At 65.7% G+C, this 16,864-nt stretch carries 14 protein-coding genes; 5 read left to right on the top strand and 9 right to left on the bottom strand.

Going from position 1 to position 16,864, the window contains the following annotated elements; all coding sequences use genetic code 11:
* Positions 1-3 precede the first annotated feature (3 nt).
* Positions 4-1,521, top strand: a complete 1,518-nt coding sequence (locus tag QX070_RS11450) for a sensor histidine kinase (RefSeq protein WP_315737163.1) — start codon at positions 4-6, stop codon at positions 1,519-1,521.
* Between the two features lie 6 nt (positions 1,522-1,527).
* Here the strand turns inward: QX070_RS11450 and QX070_RS11445 are convergent, their stop codons facing one another.
* Positions 1,528-2,262 (bottom strand): cytochrome c biogenesis CcdA family protein, encoded by a 735-nt coding sequence (locus QX070_RS11445; RefSeq protein WP_315737162.1) that lies wholly within the window; start codon positions 2,260-2,262, stop codon positions 1,528-1,530.
* Between the two features lie 304 nt (positions 2,263-2,566).
* Positions 2,567-2,812 carry a hypothetical protein gene (locus QX070_RS11440; RefSeq protein ID WP_315737708.1) on the bottom strand — a complete coding sequence of 82 codons (246 nt, stop codon included), beginning with the start codon at positions 2,810-2,812 and terminating at the stop codon, positions 2,567-2,569.
* A 473-nt stretch (positions 2,813-3,285) separates the two neighbouring features.
* On the opposite strand from QX070_RS11440, the gene QX070_RS11435 reads away from it, so the two are divergent.
* The 3 genes from QX070_RS11435 to QX070_RS11425 all read left to right on the top strand — a co-directional run bounded on the left by QX070_RS11435 (position 3,286) and on the right by QX070_RS11425 (position 6,172).
* A complete protein-coding gene (locus QX070_RS11435) occupies positions 3,286-4,506 on the top strand; it encodes a LysR family transcriptional regulator (protein ID WP_315737161.1) in 1,221 nt (406 codons plus the stop codon).
* 7 nt (positions 4,507-4,513) lie between these two features.
* Positions 4,514-4,909 carry a helix-turn-helix domain-containing protein gene (locus tag QX070_RS11430; protein WP_015668220.1) on the top strand — a complete coding sequence of 132 codons (396 nt, stop codon included), beginning with the start codon at positions 4,514-4,516 and terminating at the stop codon, positions 4,907-4,909.
* A 441-nt stretch (positions 4,910-5,350) separates the two neighbouring features.
* A complete protein-coding gene (locus QX070_RS11425; protein ID WP_315737160.1) occupies positions 5,351-6,172 on the top strand; it encodes an enoyl-CoA hydratase in 822 nt (273 codons plus the stop codon).
* Positions 6,173-6,275: 103 nt separating this feature from the next.
* Here QX070_RS11425 and QX070_RS11420 read toward each other — a convergent pair whose 3' ends face one another.
* From QX070_RS11420 to QX070_RS11410, 3 genes are all read right to left on the bottom strand, one after another.
* On the bottom strand, positions 6,276-7,355 hold the full coding sequence (locus QX070_RS11420) for an isocitrate/isopropylmalate dehydrogenase family protein (protein WP_315737159.1): 1,080 nt from the start codon (positions 7,353-7,355) through the stop codon (positions 6,276-6,278).
* 126 nt (positions 7,356-7,481) lie between these two features.
* A complete protein-coding gene (locus tag QX070_RS11415; protein ID WP_315737158.1) occupies positions 7,482-8,549 on the bottom strand; it encodes an alcohol dehydrogenase in 1,068 nt (355 codons plus the stop codon).
* Positions 8,550-8,778: 229 nt separating this feature from the next.
* Entirely contained in the window at positions 8,779-9,846 is a 1,068-nt protein-coding gene (locus tag QX070_RS11410) for a CaiB/BaiF CoA transferase family protein (RefSeq protein WP_409998093.1), read from the bottom strand.
* A 340-nt stretch (positions 9,847-10,186) separates the two neighbouring features.
* On the opposite strand from QX070_RS11410, the gene glgA reads away from it, so the two are divergent.
* Entirely contained in the window at positions 10,187-11,602 is a 1,416-nt protein-coding gene (gene glgA / locus QX070_RS11405; RefSeq protein WP_315737157.1) for a glycogen synthase GlgA, read from the top strand.
* 157 nt (positions 11,603-11,759) lie between these two features.
* On the opposite strand, the gene QX070_RS11400 is transcribed toward glgA, so the two are convergent.
* The 4 genes from QX070_RS11400 to QX070_RS11385 all read right to left on the bottom strand — a co-directional run bounded on the left by QX070_RS11400 (position 11,760) and on the right by QX070_RS11385 (position 16,856).
* Positions 11,760-13,883 (bottom strand): HAMP domain-containing methyl-accepting chemotaxis protein, encoded by a 2,124-nt coding sequence (locus QX070_RS11400; RefSeq protein ID WP_315737156.1) that lies wholly within the window; start codon positions 13,881-13,883, stop codon positions 11,760-11,762.
* Positions 13,884-14,123: 240 nt separating this feature from the next.
* On the bottom strand, positions 14,124-14,252 hold the full coding sequence (locus QX070_RS11395; RefSeq protein WP_315737155.1) for a hypothetical protein: 129 nt from the start codon (positions 14,250-14,252) through the stop codon (positions 14,124-14,126).
* A gap of 226 nt (positions 14,253-14,478) precedes the next feature.
* Entirely contained in the window at positions 14,479-14,664 is a 186-nt protein-coding gene (gene ccoS, locus QX070_RS11390; RefSeq protein WP_315737154.1) for a cbb3-type cytochrome oxidase assembly protein CcoS, read from the bottom strand.
* Positions 14,655-16,856 carry a cation-translocating P-type ATPase gene (locus QX070_RS11385; protein WP_315737153.1) on the bottom strand — a complete coding sequence of 734 codons (2,202 nt, stop codon included), beginning with the start codon at positions 16,854-16,856 and terminating at the stop codon, positions 14,655-14,657. Before QX070_RS11385 ends, ccoS begins: the two co-directional genes overlap by 10 nt.
* Positions 16,857-16,864 lie beyond the last annotated feature (8 nt).

The following is a 16,864-nucleotide window of genomic DNA, read 5'->3' as shown; positions in this document are numbered from 1 at the left end:
TCCGTGCCAAAACTCTCCCTGCCGATCCGGCTTGCTCTTCTGGTCGCAGGGACCACGCTGCCGCTCATCCTGTTCGCAGGCGGGATCGTCTTGCACAACTACATGCAGGACCGCAGCGACGCCCGTCAGCGCGTGCTGGAGACGGTGCGCAGCATCCGGCTGACGCTCGATGCGGAAATGCAGCGCATGACTGGCGGCGTCCAGGTGCTGGCGCTGACCGATGCCCTGACCACCGGCGATTTCGAACGCTTCCGGCCGATCGCGATGGGCTTCCTCGAGCAGTACGGCAAGAACGGCACGATCGTGGTCGCCGACCGCAACGGACGCCAGCTGTTCTCGTCGGCGACGACGGATACGGCTCACCTGCCGACGCGCAACAACCGCGAGATCACCCGCCGCGTGTTCGAGACCCGGCAGCCGCAATATTCCGACCTTTTCTACGGCGTCGTGAAGAAGAGCCTGATCGTCACCGTCGAGGTGCCCGTCTTTCGCGACGGCGAGGTCGTCTATGACATCTCGTTCAGCCCGCCGATCGAGATGTTCCAGACCATCCTGGAAAAGCAGCGGCCGAACCCGGACTGGACCTTGTCGCTGCTCGACCGCAAGGCGACCGTATTCGCACGCGTGCCAAATCCGGCGGACACGATAGGCAAGCAGGCCTCGCCCTCGGTGTTTGATCGCATGCGCAGCGAGCAGGAGGCGACGCTGTCGAGCGTATCGCTCGAGGGCGTGCCGCTGCTGTCGAGCTTCACCCATTCCACCCTCACCGGATGGACCATCGGCGCCGGCATCGCCGAGGATTCGCTTGTGGCGCCGCTGTGGCGCAACCTCGCCGTCACCAGCCTGCTCGGCGGCATCATGCTGGCGATCGGTCTGGCCTTCGCGGTGCGGATGGCGACGACGATCGCGCGCGCCGAGATGCTGCACGACCTGCTGATCGAGGAGCTCAATCACCGGGTCAAGAACACGCTGGCGATCCTGCAGGCGATCGCGGTGCAGACCTTCCGCAGCGCCAGCCGCCATGAGCGTGAGAAGTTCGAGGGCCGGCTCGGCGCGCTCGCCGAGGCGCACAATCTGCTCAGCAAGGAGAAATGGCAGGGTTCTGAGCTGCAGGACGTGATCGAGCGCGTGCTCAAGCCCTACCGCCTCAACACGCCCGACCGCATCAGGATCTCCGGCCCGAAGGTGGCGCTGTCGCCGCGGCTCGCCGTGGTGCTGTCGATGATCGTGCACGAGATCGCAACCAACGCCGCCAAGTATGGTGCGCTCTCCGACGACACCGGCACGGTCGATCTGTCCTGGGAGCTGGCGAGCGCGGCCGACGCGGCGAAGAAGCTGCCGGCACGGCTGCGGCTGGTGTGGCAGGAAACCGGCGGCCCGGTGGTCTCGGCGCCGATCCAGCGCGGCTTCGGCTCCCGCCTGATCGAGCGCAGCGCGCGCGATCAGCTCGGCGGCGAGGCCACGGTCGACTTCCTGCCGCCGGGCGTGGTCTACACCATCACCTGCAAGCTCGACGATTGAGCCGCGTCAGCCGAACCTCTGCAGCGCCGGGAACGTCTCGAGCAGCCAGATGCTGAAGGTCGAGACCGCGCCGGTGAGAAAGCCGATGCCGGTGGCGATCATCAGCACGCCCATCGCGCGCTCGATGTTCACGAGATGGCCACGCATGCGGATGAACAGCGCCGAGAACTGTTCGATCATGAACGCCGCGACCAGGAACGGAATGCCGAGGCCGGCGGAATAGACGGCAAGAAGCCCGGCCCCCTTGGCGACTGTCGTCTCCGCGGCTGCGATCGAGAGGATCGCCGCCAGGATCGGCCCGATGCACGGCGTCCAGCCGAAGGCGAAGGCGAGCCCCATGACGTAGGCGCCCCACAGGCCGACCGGCTTGGGGATCGGCAGCCGACCTTCGCGCATCAGGAACGAGATCCGGGTCAGGCCGAGGAAGTGCAGGCCCATCACGATGATGACGATGCCGGCGAGAATGGACAACTGCTCCGACCAGGCCCGGATAAGGCCGCCGATCAGCGAAGCGCTCGCCCCCAACATCACGAACACGGTCGAGAAGCCCAGCACGAACAGTGCAGCCGAGATCATCACGGCGCGGCGCGACGCGGCCGGAGGCTCCTCGCTCTCGATGTGCTCGATCGTGGCACCGGTGAGATAGACCAGATAAGGCGGAACCAGCGGTAGCACGCAGGGCGAAAGAAAACTGACCAGGCCAGCAATGAACGCGGCCGGAATCGATACGTTCTGGATCATGCGAGTCCCGCGATACGCCCCTCCAGGCGCAAGCCGGGGCACGACGCTTCTTGCCGCCGATGCCGGGAATACGCAACAGACGTGCCGAAGTTACGGCGGTCACCGGTGATCACCGCCTGCGGGCTTTCGCGAGGACAGAGCCCGACATCCCCGGATCGGGGGCCTCATTGGCGAAGTCCCCCGCCCCGATGGGAGTGTCCGCCTCGTTCCAACCGGCTCGTCTGCGAGCCGGTGCGCGCTCACTGTGGGATCACGACATATCACAAATGCGCTAAATGCACCCTTGTGCGCACATCGAACTGTGCTATTTCACCACTCGAAGCAACGGTGGCCGGCGCTGACCCGGCTGCAGCTTCGCATCGCGCAGCTTGTCGGGATTGTCAGCTTGAACCATCTCATCGCAGAGCGATTTCAGATCGTCTTCGCTCAGACGGTTCAGCTTCATACGCAGGTCGAGGATGGCAACCGAGACCAAATGTGCCGATTCGCGATTGCCCGTTGCCGCGAGCATGGCGCGGCACTGCTCCAGGGATGCAAGCACTGCAAGCATTTGTTCGTCTGAATTGGCCACAGGCGTCGTTTCCGTTCTAGCGTGCGACGAGATGGAGCCGAGCAACTCCCGACTCGCGGATGGCTTCCAAATACGTCATGTCCTTGCTCCCCTGCGCTTTGCCCATGCGGCTCAGTCCTGGCATGACGCAGGGTGAAGACACGCCACCGCTTCCCGGCATTCGATGAGTCAGCGCCACGATCCGTTCATCAAGATAGCATGACAACGGACCATCTTCGAATACCATTTCATTGCGGTCGAGGCAAAAACCGTCGATCTTAGATTCGACTCGCGCTAAGCGTGTCCTTGTCCTACATGATGTGTCAGACCGCGCGTCTGCTGGCGGTAAGACCATGCTGCAGAGAACTGAAGGTAGCAGACTCATCGACCCTCGATCGCTCAACCAAATCATGGCACGAACGTGTCTTGCCCGTAATTTATCGGAATCACTCTAGCAGGCGGAGAGAGCTTGTATGCGCGTTGCGGCGGAACGGGGCGTTCCTCAGAAGGAACGCCAGGACCTAGCCGAGACCCCTGCGACGCTGGCGCCAGGGGAGCACGGCGACTCGTCTGCTGCGGCAGGATCGAGCATCGAACTGAGCCGAGAGAGTGGCGGCGCCAGGGGCGCAGCGGCGAGCAAGCCGGCAAGAACTGTGACGGGCCGGACCGCCCCGGCCAAGTCAACCGTGAGCAAATCGGCGCTGGCAAGTCTCACCGACTGGGATGCAGCGCGGATCTTCCTCGAGGTTGTCAGGGCCGGCAGCTTCCGCTCCGCGGCCGAGCGGCTGACGCTCTCGATCAATGCCGTACGGCGGCGCATCGATGATTTCGAGCGGCAGATCGGCGCGACGCTGTTCACGCGCGATGTCCACGGCGCTCGGCTGACCGACGAAGGCGCGCTGGTGGTCTCCGCCGTCGAGCACATGGAGGCCGCGTCATTCGAGCTGCTGCGCGCGGGCGATGGTCTCGCCGGCGCTGCGTCGGGCGAGGTCCGGGTCGCGGTGACCGAGGGGCTCGGCACGTTCTGGCTGGCGCCCCGGCTGGTCGAATTTCAGCAGAGCTTCCCCAACGTCATGGTCGACCTCTATTGCGCGATGCGCTCGGCCGATGTGTCGCGTCACGAGGCCGATGTCGCCATCCACCTCACCCGGCCGGCGGCGCTCGACGTCAAGCTGGTCCGGCTCGGCCGCATGCACCTGATGTGCTTTGCGAGCGAGAAATATCTGGAGATATTTGGCATCCCAAAGACGATTGACGATCTCGTCAAACATCGCTTGGTTCTGCAGGTGGCGGACGAAGCCGCCGCCAACGCCGCCTTCGCCACCATCTTTCCCGGTTTTGAGCAGCGGGACCTGATCGCGATGACCACCAATGTCTCGAGCGCCAATTACTGGGCGGTGGCGCACGGCGCCGGTATTGGAGTCTTCCCAACCTACGCGAGTGCCCTGGGCGGGAAGATCATACCGCTTGAGGTTGATCTCAAGTGGTCCTACGACATCTGGCTGTCTTACCATGCCACCACTGGACGCATCCCTAGGGTGCGTCACATGATCGACTGGCTGGTGGAGGCCTTTAACCCTGGCAAATACCCGTGGTTTAAGGACGAATTCATCCATCCACAGCAACTTAAAACAGTATATATGGGTGAACCCCTGACCCATCTTTTCGGGGGCTTTCCGATGGAAGGACGGTAAAATCAGTATGAACAAATCAGCGGCAAAGAAAATGAAGCAGCGCAGTGCGGGCAAGCCCGACATCGAGCTCGGCAAGCGGATTCGCCTGCGGCGTGTAGAGCAGAAGATCTCGCAGGCTGAGCTCGGCGAGAAGCTCGGCGTGAGCTTCCAGCAGGTCCAGAAGTACGAGAAGGGCGTCAACCGGGTCGGCGCTGCGCGTCTGCAGCAGATCGCCACCGCGCTCGACGTGCCCGTGACGTTCTTCTACGACGGCGACAGCAAGGCCCGTGAGGTCGAGAGCCTCCTGTTCCTGGACAGCGCCTTCAGCCTGCGGTTGCTGCGCGCCTACAGCAAGATCAAGGACCAGACGGTACAACGTCAGCTGGTATCCTTGATGGAATCGATCGCAGCGAACGAAGAATAGGCAAGGCTGTCTGATCCGTCAGACAGGTCTGCCCGTGATGGTTATGGGCCATCTTCGCTCGAGGGCGCAACTTGGGGGCGCCAGGCGATCTGCCAGCTCGGGCGAGTTCACTGCCTCGGCTCAAGGCCGAGCGATCGGCGTGGCCGACACACCGGCCCTTCTCGTCCGCCCAGCGATCGCTGCGCGGTCTGAGGCTTCGTCGCCTTTATTTTTTCGTGCTCCCCTGCCGTCATAGGAAGTGGCGGCATGCCGGCGTTTCGGTCCCGTCCGGCCGACGCTGATCGTGAAGGGCTCGCGTTCTCTCCTGGACGATCCGTGCACAGGTCGAGAGCATCGGCCCGGACGTCCCTTGCCTGCCCATCATGTCCTGAACCCACATTGACGCCGTCACCGGCGCGGTGAACGATGCCGGCCGCCTGCCCTCCTGCCGACGGACCCTCCATGCCGATCATCTCCGAGCTCCCCACCACCTTCGCCGGGGACAAGATCCTCATGACCAGAGCGGGCGATGGCGTCGGCATCATCACCTTCAACAACCCGGACAAACGCAATGCGATGTCGCTGGAGATGTGGGAGGGGCTCGGCCAGGCGCTGGTGGCGCTGCGCGACGACGAGGCGATCCGGGTCGTGGTGCTGACCGGCGCCGGCGACAAGGCCTTCGTGTCCGGCGCCGACATCAGCCAGTTCGAGCAGAGCCGCCACAATGCCGCAGCCTCCGAGGCCTATGCCGAGCGAAGCGCCGCCCAGCGGGCGCTGCTCGCCGGCTACCCGAAGCCGACGATCGCCTGCATCCGCGGCTTCTGCCTCGGCGGCGGCCTGCAGATCGCGATGCTGACCGACATGCGCTTCGCCGCCGCGGACAGCCAGTTCGGCATCCCCGCCGCCAGGCTCGGCATCGCCTACGGTTACGACGGTCTCCGCAATCTGGTGTCCCTGGTCGGCCCGTCGCAGGCGCGGCTGCTGCTCTATACGGGCCTGCGGATCGATGCCGCGGAGGCGCTGCGGATCGGCCTCGTCGATCGGATGATGAGCATCGACGAGCTGCTGCCGGCCACGCTGGAGATCGCCCGCACCATTGCCGGCAATGCGCCGCTGGCGGTTAAGGCCGCCAAGATCACCATCGCCGAAGTGCTGAAGGACGAAAGCCGCCGCGACACAGCCGCGATCAAGCGGATTGGCGATGCCTGCATGGATTCGGAGGATTTCCGCGAGGGCCGCCGCGCCTTCATGGAGAAGCGCAAGCCGGCCTTCAAGGGACGCTAATTAAATCATGATGCGTTTCCAAGAAAACGCATCATGATCCTATCTCTCATTGTTTGAGCATGATCGTTTCGGAAAACCGGTTCCCACTTTTCCGGATCATGCTCTAAAGCGCCTCCAGCACCGCCTTGGTCACGTCGATCGTGCCGGCATTGCCACCGAACTCGAACGGCTTGAGGCCGGATGCATAGACCTGGTCGACGGCCTGCTCGATCCGCTGGGCCGCTTCGGCTGCGCCCTCGATGCCATGGGTGTCCGCCAGCCAGTCCAGCATCATCGCGGCCGACAGGATCATCGCGGTCGGGTTGGCCTTGCCCTGCCCCATGATGTCGGGCGCGGTGCCGTGGCAGGGCTGGAACACCGCATGGCGGTCGCCGATGTCGGCCGAGGGCGCCATGCCCATGCCGCCGACGAGGCCGGCGGCGAGATCGGAGAGGATGTCGCCGAACATGTTCTCGGTGACCAGGACGTCGAAATCCCAGGGGCGCTTCACCAGCATCAACGCGCACGCATCGACGTAGAGATGATCTGCCTTCACATCCGGGTGAAGCTGAGCGACCTCGTCGAAAATCTTGCGGAAGTAGGCGAAGGCCTTGAAGACGTTGGCCTTGTCGACGCAGGCTAATGTCCCCGAGCGGCCGCGATCCTTGCGGCGGGCGGCGAGCTTGAAGGAGAAGTTGAAGAGCCGCTCGGACGTCCTGCGGGTGATAACGAGCGTCTCGCGCGCCTCCTCATGTGTCACCACACCTTTGCCCATCGAGGCGAACAGGCCCTCGGTCGACTCGCGGATGACGACGAAGTCGATGCCGTGCTCGGCGGCGCCGACGATCGGGCTCGGCACGCCCGGAATCAGCCGCGCCGGCCGCACGCCGGCATAGAGATCGAAATGGAAGCGCAGCTCGATCTGCGGCGCGATCTCGGTGTTGTCGGGATAGCGCACCGACGGCAGGCCGCAGGCGCCGAGCAGGATCGCGTCGGCCTGCTCGCACAGCCGGATCGTGGCGTCGGCGATCGAGACCCCGGTCGCAAGATAGTTGGTGGCGCCGGCCTGGGCCTCGGTGAAACGGAACGACAGGCCGGCCCTCTCCTCGACCTTGCGCAGCACCTCGAGCGCTGGCGCCATGACCTCCGGCCCGATGCCGTCGCCGGGAAGGACTGCGATGTGGAGTGCGTTGGTGGAGGGCATGTTTTCTTCACAATACGAGTGAGTTAGCTCGGTCATTGCGAGCGAAGCGACGCAATCCAGGGCTCAGGTTGAGACTCTGGATTGCTTCGTCGCTTCGCTCCTCGCAATGACGGAAGTGGCTGGGAGTTACGGCGTCAGCACGGCGCGGCCGACGAGTTGGCCCTTCTGCAGCTCGCGCAGGGCATCGTTGGCCTTGGCAAGCGGCATCGGCGTCACCGGGATCGGCGCGATGTTCTTGGCGCGGACCAGGTCGAGCAGCTCCTTCGTCTCGCGGAGATTGCCGACATAGCTGCCCTGGATGGTGACCGCCTTGATCGGAATGAGCGGCAGCGCCCACGGCGCACCGCCGCCGAACAGGCCGACGATGACCAGCTTGCCGCCCTTTGTCAGGCAGTCGAAGCCGAGCTGCGCGGTGGCGGCATTGCCGACCAGGTCGATGACGGCCCGGATCGGCTCGCCTGCGGCCTTGTTCAATTGCTCGAGCGCATCCGGCGCCTTGCCGTCGACCGCCGCCAGCGCGCCGGCCGCCAACGCGGCCTCGCGCTTGCGCGCGTCGATATCGACCACGATCGCGCCCTTGCCGCCCATGGCCTTCAACAGCGACAGCGCCATCAGCCCGAGCCCGCCGGCGCCGAAGATCACGATCGGCGTGTCGAAATCCTTCTCGACCTTCTTGAGCGCGCTGTAGGTCGTCACGCCCGAGCAGGCGTAGGGCGCGGTCGTCACCGGATTGAGGCCCTTGAGGTCGATCAGGTGGCGCGGATGCGGCACGGTCATGTGGTCGGCATAGCCGCCGTCGCAATAGACGCCGAGCGAGGCCGGCTTCAGGCACATGTTCTCGTCGCCGGCCAGGCACGTGGCGCATTTGCCGCAGCCGATCCAGGGATAGACCAGCACGACGTCGCCGACCTTCAGCCCGCCCTTCTCGGCTTCGGTGACCTCGGGCCCGAACGCCACGATCTCACCGGCGCTCTCATGGCCCATGGTCCGCGGCAGCGACACGCCGCGATCCTTGAGGGACAGCGGCTTGCGGCCGTGGCCGAGATCATAGCCGCCTTCCCAGATGTGCAGATCGCTATGGCAGACGCCGGCCGCCTTCACCTTGATCAGCACCTGTTTGCCGAAGGGCTGCGGTGTCGGCTCGTCGACCTCGGTCAGCGGTGCATTGAAATCGGTGACCTTGAAGCTCTTCATGCTTTCACTCCCGTAGTCCGATGCGGGCGGGCCCGGACGGCGCATCGACGGGACGAGCGGCGAGGCTGCGCGCGGCAACGTCGCCTTGGACCTCCTCCCGGCATGAGCGCGTCCGGCTGGTCCGGACTGTTCTTGCGATATCGCGACATTGGCTGGAAACACGTGGAGCGGCAAGGCTGCGCGCAGCATGTGCGGTCATGGCAGCCCTGCAGCGGTTTGGCTCACGAGCTCAAGGTTTTGCAGCGTCGCTTACGCCAGCCCCCCGCAGGATTTCCACGGTGTGCTCTCCGAGGCTTGCAGCCCGCGGGCCCGCCGCAACCTTTGCCTCCGACATCCGGAACGGCAGGTTGACGACCTTGAAGGTCCCGGCGGCATCCTCCACGTCGGCCAGCGCGCCACGATGCGCGATCTGCGGATCAGCCAGCGCATCGGCCACGCTGCGGTAGGCCGAGCTGGGCACGCCGCCCGCGTTCAATGCCTCCAGGCATTGGGCGACGTTGAGCCGGCGCGACCAAGCCTCGACGCCATCCATCAGCGCGCCCCAGTTTGCCCGCCGGTCGGAATATTTTGCGAATCTGGGATCATCGACCCAGTCCGGATGTCCGATCACCGTCATCAGGTTCTGGAACGTCTTCTCGCTGGCGATGGCGATCATCACGAAGCCGTCGCGACACTCCGCCGGGCCAAAGGTCGGCCGCGACGGCTGCGCGACGGGAAATTGCGACCATTGGATCTCGTTCAAGGTCAGGCTCAGCATCGATTCCAGCATCGAGCAGTCGATGTGCTGGCCGCGGCCGGTGCGCTCGCGCTGATACAGGGCGGAGGCGATGGCGCCGAAGGCATAGGTCCCCGTCACCACGTCGGCGTGATAGATGCCGCAATAGTCAGGCCGGCTGCGCCCGGGCTGGTAGGCGAGATGCGCCATGTCATAGCCCGAGGCCGCGTGGATCACCGGCGCATAGGCCGGGAGTTCCGCCGAGGGGCCGGTCTGGCCGTAGCCGGAGATCGAACAGTAGATCAGCCGCGGGTTCAATTTGCGCAAGGTCGCATCGTCGAGCCCGAGCCGCTGCATCACGCCGGGGCGGAAATTCTCGACCAGGATGTCGGCACCTGTGACGAGCCGACGCACCGCGTCGCCGCCATCGCGCGATTTCAGATCGAGCACGACACTCTTCTTGCCGACGTTGAGCTGACCGAAGGCGGTGGAGCAGCCGCCGCGCATCGGAGGCCGGATGCGCATCGTTTCACCTTCAGCTGACTCGATCTTGATCACCTCCGCACCCATGTCTGCAAGCATGCGTGCACAATGCGGGCCGGCGATCGTGGTCGAAAAATCCAGGACGCGCAGCCCCGCGAAGCATCCTGTCAAACGGCTCTCATCGTTTCCAACTAGACTCACGAGCGCAGCTCCCTGGTGGAGTTCTCTTTTCCGCACGCCGATGCCGGCATGATCCACTTCCTCTTCGCCGATTCACGAAGCGTAAGCCATCGGATGCGGTGCGCGGGGAGTCTAGTTCGAACCATTCGATGTCGAAAGCGTTTGGCCTTCCGCCGCGGTGGGGCGACGCTTTTCTTCACGACTGAATTTGGACCTTTTCTTGCATAGGACGAACATGGGGCTTGATCGAGGACATCTCTTGCGGGTTCTGTTCGTTACGACCGAAATGGACGATTTCGTCCGGGTGGGCGGACTGGCTGCCGTTTCGGCGGCACTTCCCCGGGCACTACGCTCACACACCGACGTCAGGATCATGCTGCCCGGCTACCGGGACGTGATCGAGCAACTCACTCACATCGAGATCGTCGGCCAATGCGCTCCTCTGGCAGAGATGCCAGCCTGCGCGCTGGGACGGTCTTCGACCCGCGACGGCCTGCCGGTCTACGTCCTGCTCTGCGACGAGCTCTATGACCGTCCGGGCAATCCTTACGGCGACGAGAACGGGCAGGACTGGGCGGACAACGACATCCGCTTCGGCCGTCTCGCCGCCGCCGCCGCCGAGCTGGCGGCGGGCACGCTGGATGAGAACTGGGCAGCTGATCTCGTGCACGCCAACGATTGGCAGGCCGCATTGGTGCCGGCCTATCTGGCATGGCGCGGGGTCGAGGTTCCCTCGATCCTGACCATCCACAACCTCGCCTATCAGGGCCTGTTCCCGCGCGAGTCGCTGCGCCGGATCGGCGCCCCCGAATCCTCGTTCCACATCGACGGTCTGGAGTTCTACGACAAGCTGTCCTTTCTCAAGGGCGGCCTGGTCTATGCGTCGCATCTCACCACGGTCAGCTCGACCTATGCGCAGGAGATCACGACGCCCGAGCTCGGCTGCGGGCTGGAGGGCCTGCTCCGGCAGCGCTCCAATGCCCATGAGCTGACCGGCATTCTCAACGGCATCGACGAGAGCTGGGATCCCCGTTACTGCCAGCAGCTGGCGCAGCCCTTCGCCGCCGGCGACTGGAAGGGCAAGAAGGCCAACGCCGACTACGTCCGCAAACAGTTCGGCCTCGCCGTGTCGCGCGGTCCGATGTTCGGCATCGTCGCGCGCCTCGTCCATCAGAAGGGCATCGACTTGGTGCTGGAAGCCGCCGACGAGATCGTCGGCGCCGGCGGCCAGATCGTGGTCACCGGCACCGGCGAGCCCGCCATCGAGCGCGCGCTGTTGGAGGCTCACCGCCGCCGGCCGGACGCGATCGGGGTCGCCATTGGCTTCAACGATGCGCAGGCGCGGCGCATCTTCGCCGGCAGCGACTTCACCCTGATGCCGTCGCGCTTCGAGCCCTGCGGCCTGAGCCAGATGTATGCCCAGCGCTTCGGCTCGCTGCCGATCGGCCACCAGACCGGCGGCCTCGCCGAGACCATCACCGATGGCGAGACCGGATTCCTGTTCGAGAAGCCGTCGGCGGAATCCTTCCTCGGCGGGGTGAAGCGCGCGTTTTCGGCGTTCACCAGCACCGAACGGCTGAACGAGATGCGGCTGTCAGCGATGGCACGCTCCTTCAGCTGGAACCTGTCGGCCGCCTGCTACAACGCGCTGTACCGGAAGATGCTGGCGTCGTAGCCCGCTCCCGTAGCCCGGATGAGCGAAGCGACATCCAGGTTCATCTCGTCCTGTCGAACAGGCCCCGGATATCGCTTCGCTCATCCGGGCTACGGTCAAACAACAAAAGCCCGGACGTCGTCCGGGCTTTTTCTTGTGCGCTTGAAAGGCGGGCTTCTTACGCTGCGCGGACCGCTTCCAGGAAGCTGCCGACCTCGCGCTTGAGCCGGTTGGAATCTCCGGCGAGCGACTTGGCCGATGACAGCACCTCGGCGGAGGCCGAGCCGGTCTGCGAGGCGCCGCGCTGCACGTCCGTGATGTTGGACGAGACCTGCTGGGTGCCGTGGGCGGCCTGCTGCACGTTGCGGGAGATTTCCTGCGTCGCAGCCCCCTGCTCTTCGACCGCCGCCGCAATGGCCGCGCCGATCTCGGCAAGCCGCTCGATCGTCGAGCTGATCGCCTGGATCGAATTCACCGATTCCTGCGTCGCGGCCTGCACGCCTGAGATCTGCTGCGAGATCTCCTCGGTCGCCTTCGCCGTCTGCTCGGCCAGCGCCTTGACCTCGGTCGCGACCACCGCGAAACCGCGCCCGGCGTCGCCCGCGCGCGCCGCCTCGATGGTGGCGTTGAGTGCGAGGAGATTGGTCTGTCCGGCAATGCTGTTGATGAGCTCGACGACGTCGCCGATGCGGGCTGCGGCCTGCGACAATTCTGCGACGCGCCCATTGGTCTGGCGCACCTGCTGCACGGCGTCGCCGGCCATGCGCGCCGACGCCTGGACCTGACGGCTGATCTCGGTCACCGACGAGGAGAGCTCCTCGGTGGCGGAGGCGACCGACTGAACGTTGGCGGAAGCTTCCTCCGACGCAGCCGCCACCACCGTGCTGAGCTCTTGCGAGCGGTTGGCGGTGTTTGTCAGCATATCCGCCGACGTTTCGAGGCCCGAGGCCGCCGACGACACGGTGTTGACGATGTCGGCGATCGTCGACTCGAAGTTGCGCGTCAGCGCATCCAGCCGCCGGGCCCGATCGATCTGCGCCTGCGCGTCGCGCTGCGCGGCCTCGTCCGAGGCCTTTTTGGCGATCAGCGCGTCCTTGAAGATCTTCAGGGCGCGCGCCATCGCGCCGATCTCGTCCTTGCGGGACTCGTTCGGAATGTCGGCGCTCAGCTCGCCATTGGCGAGCCGCAGGGTCACGCCGGTCAGTCCGACCAGCGGGCCGACGACGCCACGGACGATGCCGATGACCACGGCGACTGACACGATCGCCACCAGCAGCAGAACGCCGAGCGCGATGAACAGCCGCAGCCGCGCCGCGCCAATGGCCTGATCGATAGCCTGATGCGCGGACTTGAGCGCCGCATCGCGCAGCACGATGACGTTGTTCAGCATCGGCGTCGTCCAGCGGCCCCACTCCTCCGCCGTGACCGGCGACGGCTGTCCGTCGCGCCCCGCGGTGACGATCTGACGGTAGCGCTGTTCGCCCGCGCCCATCAGGGTCGTGCGAACGTGCTCGAGCGCTGCGGACACTTCCGGCGTATTGCGAACGCTGCGCGCCGCAAGCTCGATCTGCTGCCACAGCAACGTCACCTGGCCGCTCTGCTCGGTCACCTCGGCAAGACGCGCCGGGGTCCAGCTGGTGTTCTGGATGAAGAAGCGCAACACGGCGGAGCGCGCGCCGTTGATCGTGCGCATCGATTGCGCCAATTGCGCAAGCTGGGCCGACGGCAACAGGTTCTCGATCTCGCCGCCGGCCCGCGACAGCTCGATCGCGGACTCGTCGATGGCGGCATTCAGAGACTCGGCCGCGCGACCGAGGCCATCCGTGGTCGTCGCCTGGATGTTCGCCGGACGCTGCGCGGCCGGAAGCGGTGCCGCGCTGCGCGCCGCGGAACGGACGCCGCGCAATGTCGTCGCTGCGGCATCGAGATTGGTGGTCGGCAGTCCCGCTACTTGCGCGGCGGTCTTGGCCTGGACCAGCGACTCGTCCGTCGTGGCGATGGCCTTGTCGAGCTTGGCGACATCATCCGCCGAGGCGGACCCGGCCGCCGCGAGCAGATTCCACTGGCCGCGCTCGAGCGGGATCTGCGCATTGACCTTCAGTGCCAGCTCGAAGGCGTCCAGAACCCGTGCCGCCTGCTCGCGCTTGCGCAAGTCGCCCCACCCGCTCCATGCGAGCGCAAAGGCGAAGGCCATCGCGAAGAAGCCGGTCAGCAGATTGCCGGCGAGAATTTTCCATTTGAGGCTGACCGCACCGGTCTCCGGCTCAACCGTCTCATTCTGCAGCACCGCGCGTTCGGACATTGGCCAATCCCAATCAAATACCGCTGCCCGGCCGGTCACGCTCGCATCGGCCGATACGCGCTTGCGCAGCGGCCCTCCGGCGACGTCTTCGCACGGTCGGCAAACAAGGATCGCGGCGACGCCGCCGCGCCATAATGATTAAGAACGAATGGCGACTAATCCCTTAAACTGAGTTGATCCGAGCGGTATCGGAATGCCGAGATGCCGCACTAATCGGATCGACTCAGCGCATCGGCCCCTCTACTCCGCAGCCGCTGCGAGCGTCACCGACGAATCGCGTAACACCTCGCCGGAGAGCGGATCGTGCTCGCCCGACCAGGGCCTGCGCTCCAGGATGTTGCACGGGCGGGTCGTGGCTCTCGTCCTCATGAATGCCGTCGCCCGTCATCGGGCGTTCGCATTGCACGCGCGGCCTGCGCTGCTTGAGAAATGCCGTTGTCCAATCGCGATGATAGCGCCTGCCTATCGATAGCGACGCTGATCCTCGTTCAGCAGGGCGAGACCATCGAATATGCCAGCAAGTGCGCCGAGCAGGCATCGTCGCCGCGCTCGCGGTCGCGGGATGTCTGGCGCGTTGGTTGACGCTGCCGGGCGTTCAGGACCGGCTCGGCGCGGGCTCGGATTGAGCCGGCGGGGCCTGCTCATCGTCGTCGGCGATCGCGCGCCAAGCCGCCCCTTCGAGATCGTCGTACTGGCCGCTCTTCAGCGACCAGAGAAAGCCGACCAGACCGGCAAGGCCGAGCGCCAAAGCGAGCGGAACGAGAATGATCATCACTTCCATGACACGGCCTCCCCAGCCACCTTGCGGGCACGCAGCGCATTCAGCATGACGATGATCGATGAGCCGGACATCGCGGCTGCCGCGATCAGCGGGGTGACGACGCCGCTGATCGCAAGCGGCACCGCCAGGACGTTATAGCCGACCGCGAGCCACAGATTCTGCCGCATCAGATGCAGCGCCTTGCGCGCGTAGTCGATCGCAGCCAGCACCGGCGCCAGGGGACGACCGAGAAAGACGAGATCGGCGGTGGCCTGGCTGAGATGCGCGGCCGAAATCGGCGACATCGAAACGTGCGCGGCGGCGAGCGACGGCGCATCGTTCATGCCGTCGCCGACCATCATGACCTTGACCTCGGCCCGCTTCAGCTCCTCGATGCGCGCGATCTTGTCGGCCGGCGTCACGCCGGCGCGCCACTCGCTGATGCCGAGCGCCATGGCGGCGGAGGCCACCGCCGCCTCGCGATCGCCCGAGAGGATCTCGACCTTGATGCCGCGCCGCTGCAGGCCGGCGACGATCTTGGCAGCGTCAGGGCGCAGGCCCTGGCGCACCGAGAACAGGTACTTGCTATCGCCGCGGCTGAAGGCAACCACCGAAGCCTCGGGATCGACGCTGCTGGTCTGCGCAACCAGCGCCTCTGCGCCGCAGAAGGCCGGACGCCCCAGCCTGATTTCGACGCCGTCGACGACGGCGCGGACACCCTGCCCCGGCTCCTCGACCGCGCCCATCAGCGGCGAACGCGCATTGGCAGCCTGGGCCACCGCCGCCGCCACCGGATGATGGCTCGACAGTGCGAGCTGGCCGGCCAGTGCGAACACGTCTGCAGGAATGTCGGCGGCGTTGACGACCTCGAGCTCCGGCAGCGTCAAGGTGCCGGTCTTGTCGAAGATGACGTGATCGGCCTCGGCGAGGCGCTCGATCGCATCGCCCGCATTGAGCAGCACGCCGGACTTGAACATCGCGCCCGACGCCACGGTCTGCACGGTCGGAATCGCGAGCCCAAGGGCGCAGGGACAGGTGATGATCAGCACGGCGATGCCGGTGACGATGGCGTCGTGCCAGCTCGCCCCCATCAGCACCCAGCCGAGCACGGTGAGCGCTGCGGTCGCATGCACCACCGGCGCATACAGCCGCGAGGCGCGGTCGGCCAGCCGCATGTAGCGCGAGCGGGCCTGCAGCGCGTTGTCGAGCAGGCGCGTGATCTCGGCGAGCAAGGTGCCCTCGGCGGCGGCCGAGACCCGGACGCGCAGCGTGCCGGAAATGTTGAGCGAACCCGCATAGACCGCGGTGCCCTGCTCGGCCGGCACGTAGAGCGTCTCGCCGGTGATCAGGCTCTGGTCGATCTCGGAGCGGCCCTCGACGACCACGCCGTCGACCGCGCAGCGCTCGCCGGGACGCAGCAGCACCAGATCGCCGGCGCGAACGGCGGCGACCGGCACCTCCGAAATCTCGTCGGGGCCGATGAACTTGGTCGCGGTCTCCGCCTTCAGCGCGGCCAGATTGCCGGCGACGGCGCGGGTCTTCCGCCGCATGTTCTGGTCGAGATAGCGGCCGACCAGCAGGAAGGTCAGCAGCATGATCGCGGCGTCGAAATAGGCGTGCTCGGCGTGATGAAACGTCTCGACGATCGACATGCCCAAGGCCAGGATCACGCCGATGCAGATCGGCACGTCCATGTTGACGTTACCGGTCTTCAAGGCACGCCAGGCGGAGCGGAAGAACGGCTGGCCGGCATAGGCCGCGGCCGGCAGCGCGATCACGGCCGACAACCAGTGGAAGAAGTCGCGCTGCTCGGGCAGCATGTCGCTGACATTGCCGGACCAGACCGGGATCGACAGCATCATCACGTTCATGGTCGCGAACGCCGCGACGCCAAGACAGCGCAGCAGGAAGCGCGACTCCTCGGCCTCGGTGGCTTCCGCACTCGCCTTCTCGAACGGATAGGCCTTGTAGCCGAGCTCGGCGAGCCGATCGATGAACTTGGCCGGATCGAGCGTGCCCTGCTTCCATTCCAGCGCGACGCGGCGGTCGGTGAGATTGACGCGCGCCAGCGTCACGTCGGGCAGCGCGGAGAGGCCGCGCTCGATCTTGGCCATGCAGCCGGCGCAGCTGACGCCTTCGACCGCGAGGTCGATATGCTTCAGCCCTGCCCCGAGATCCTTGACGTAGTGAGAGAAGTCACGCGTCGCATGCATGATCGAAA

Origin of the sequence: Bradyrhizobium sp. SZCCHNR1093 (assembly GCF_032381175.1) — a bacterium.
Classification (GTDB): Bacteria; Pseudomonadota; Alphaproteobacteria; order Rhizobiales; family Xanthobacteraceae; genus Bradyrhizobium.
This window is presented reverse-complemented; position numbering and strand designations above follow the sequence as displayed.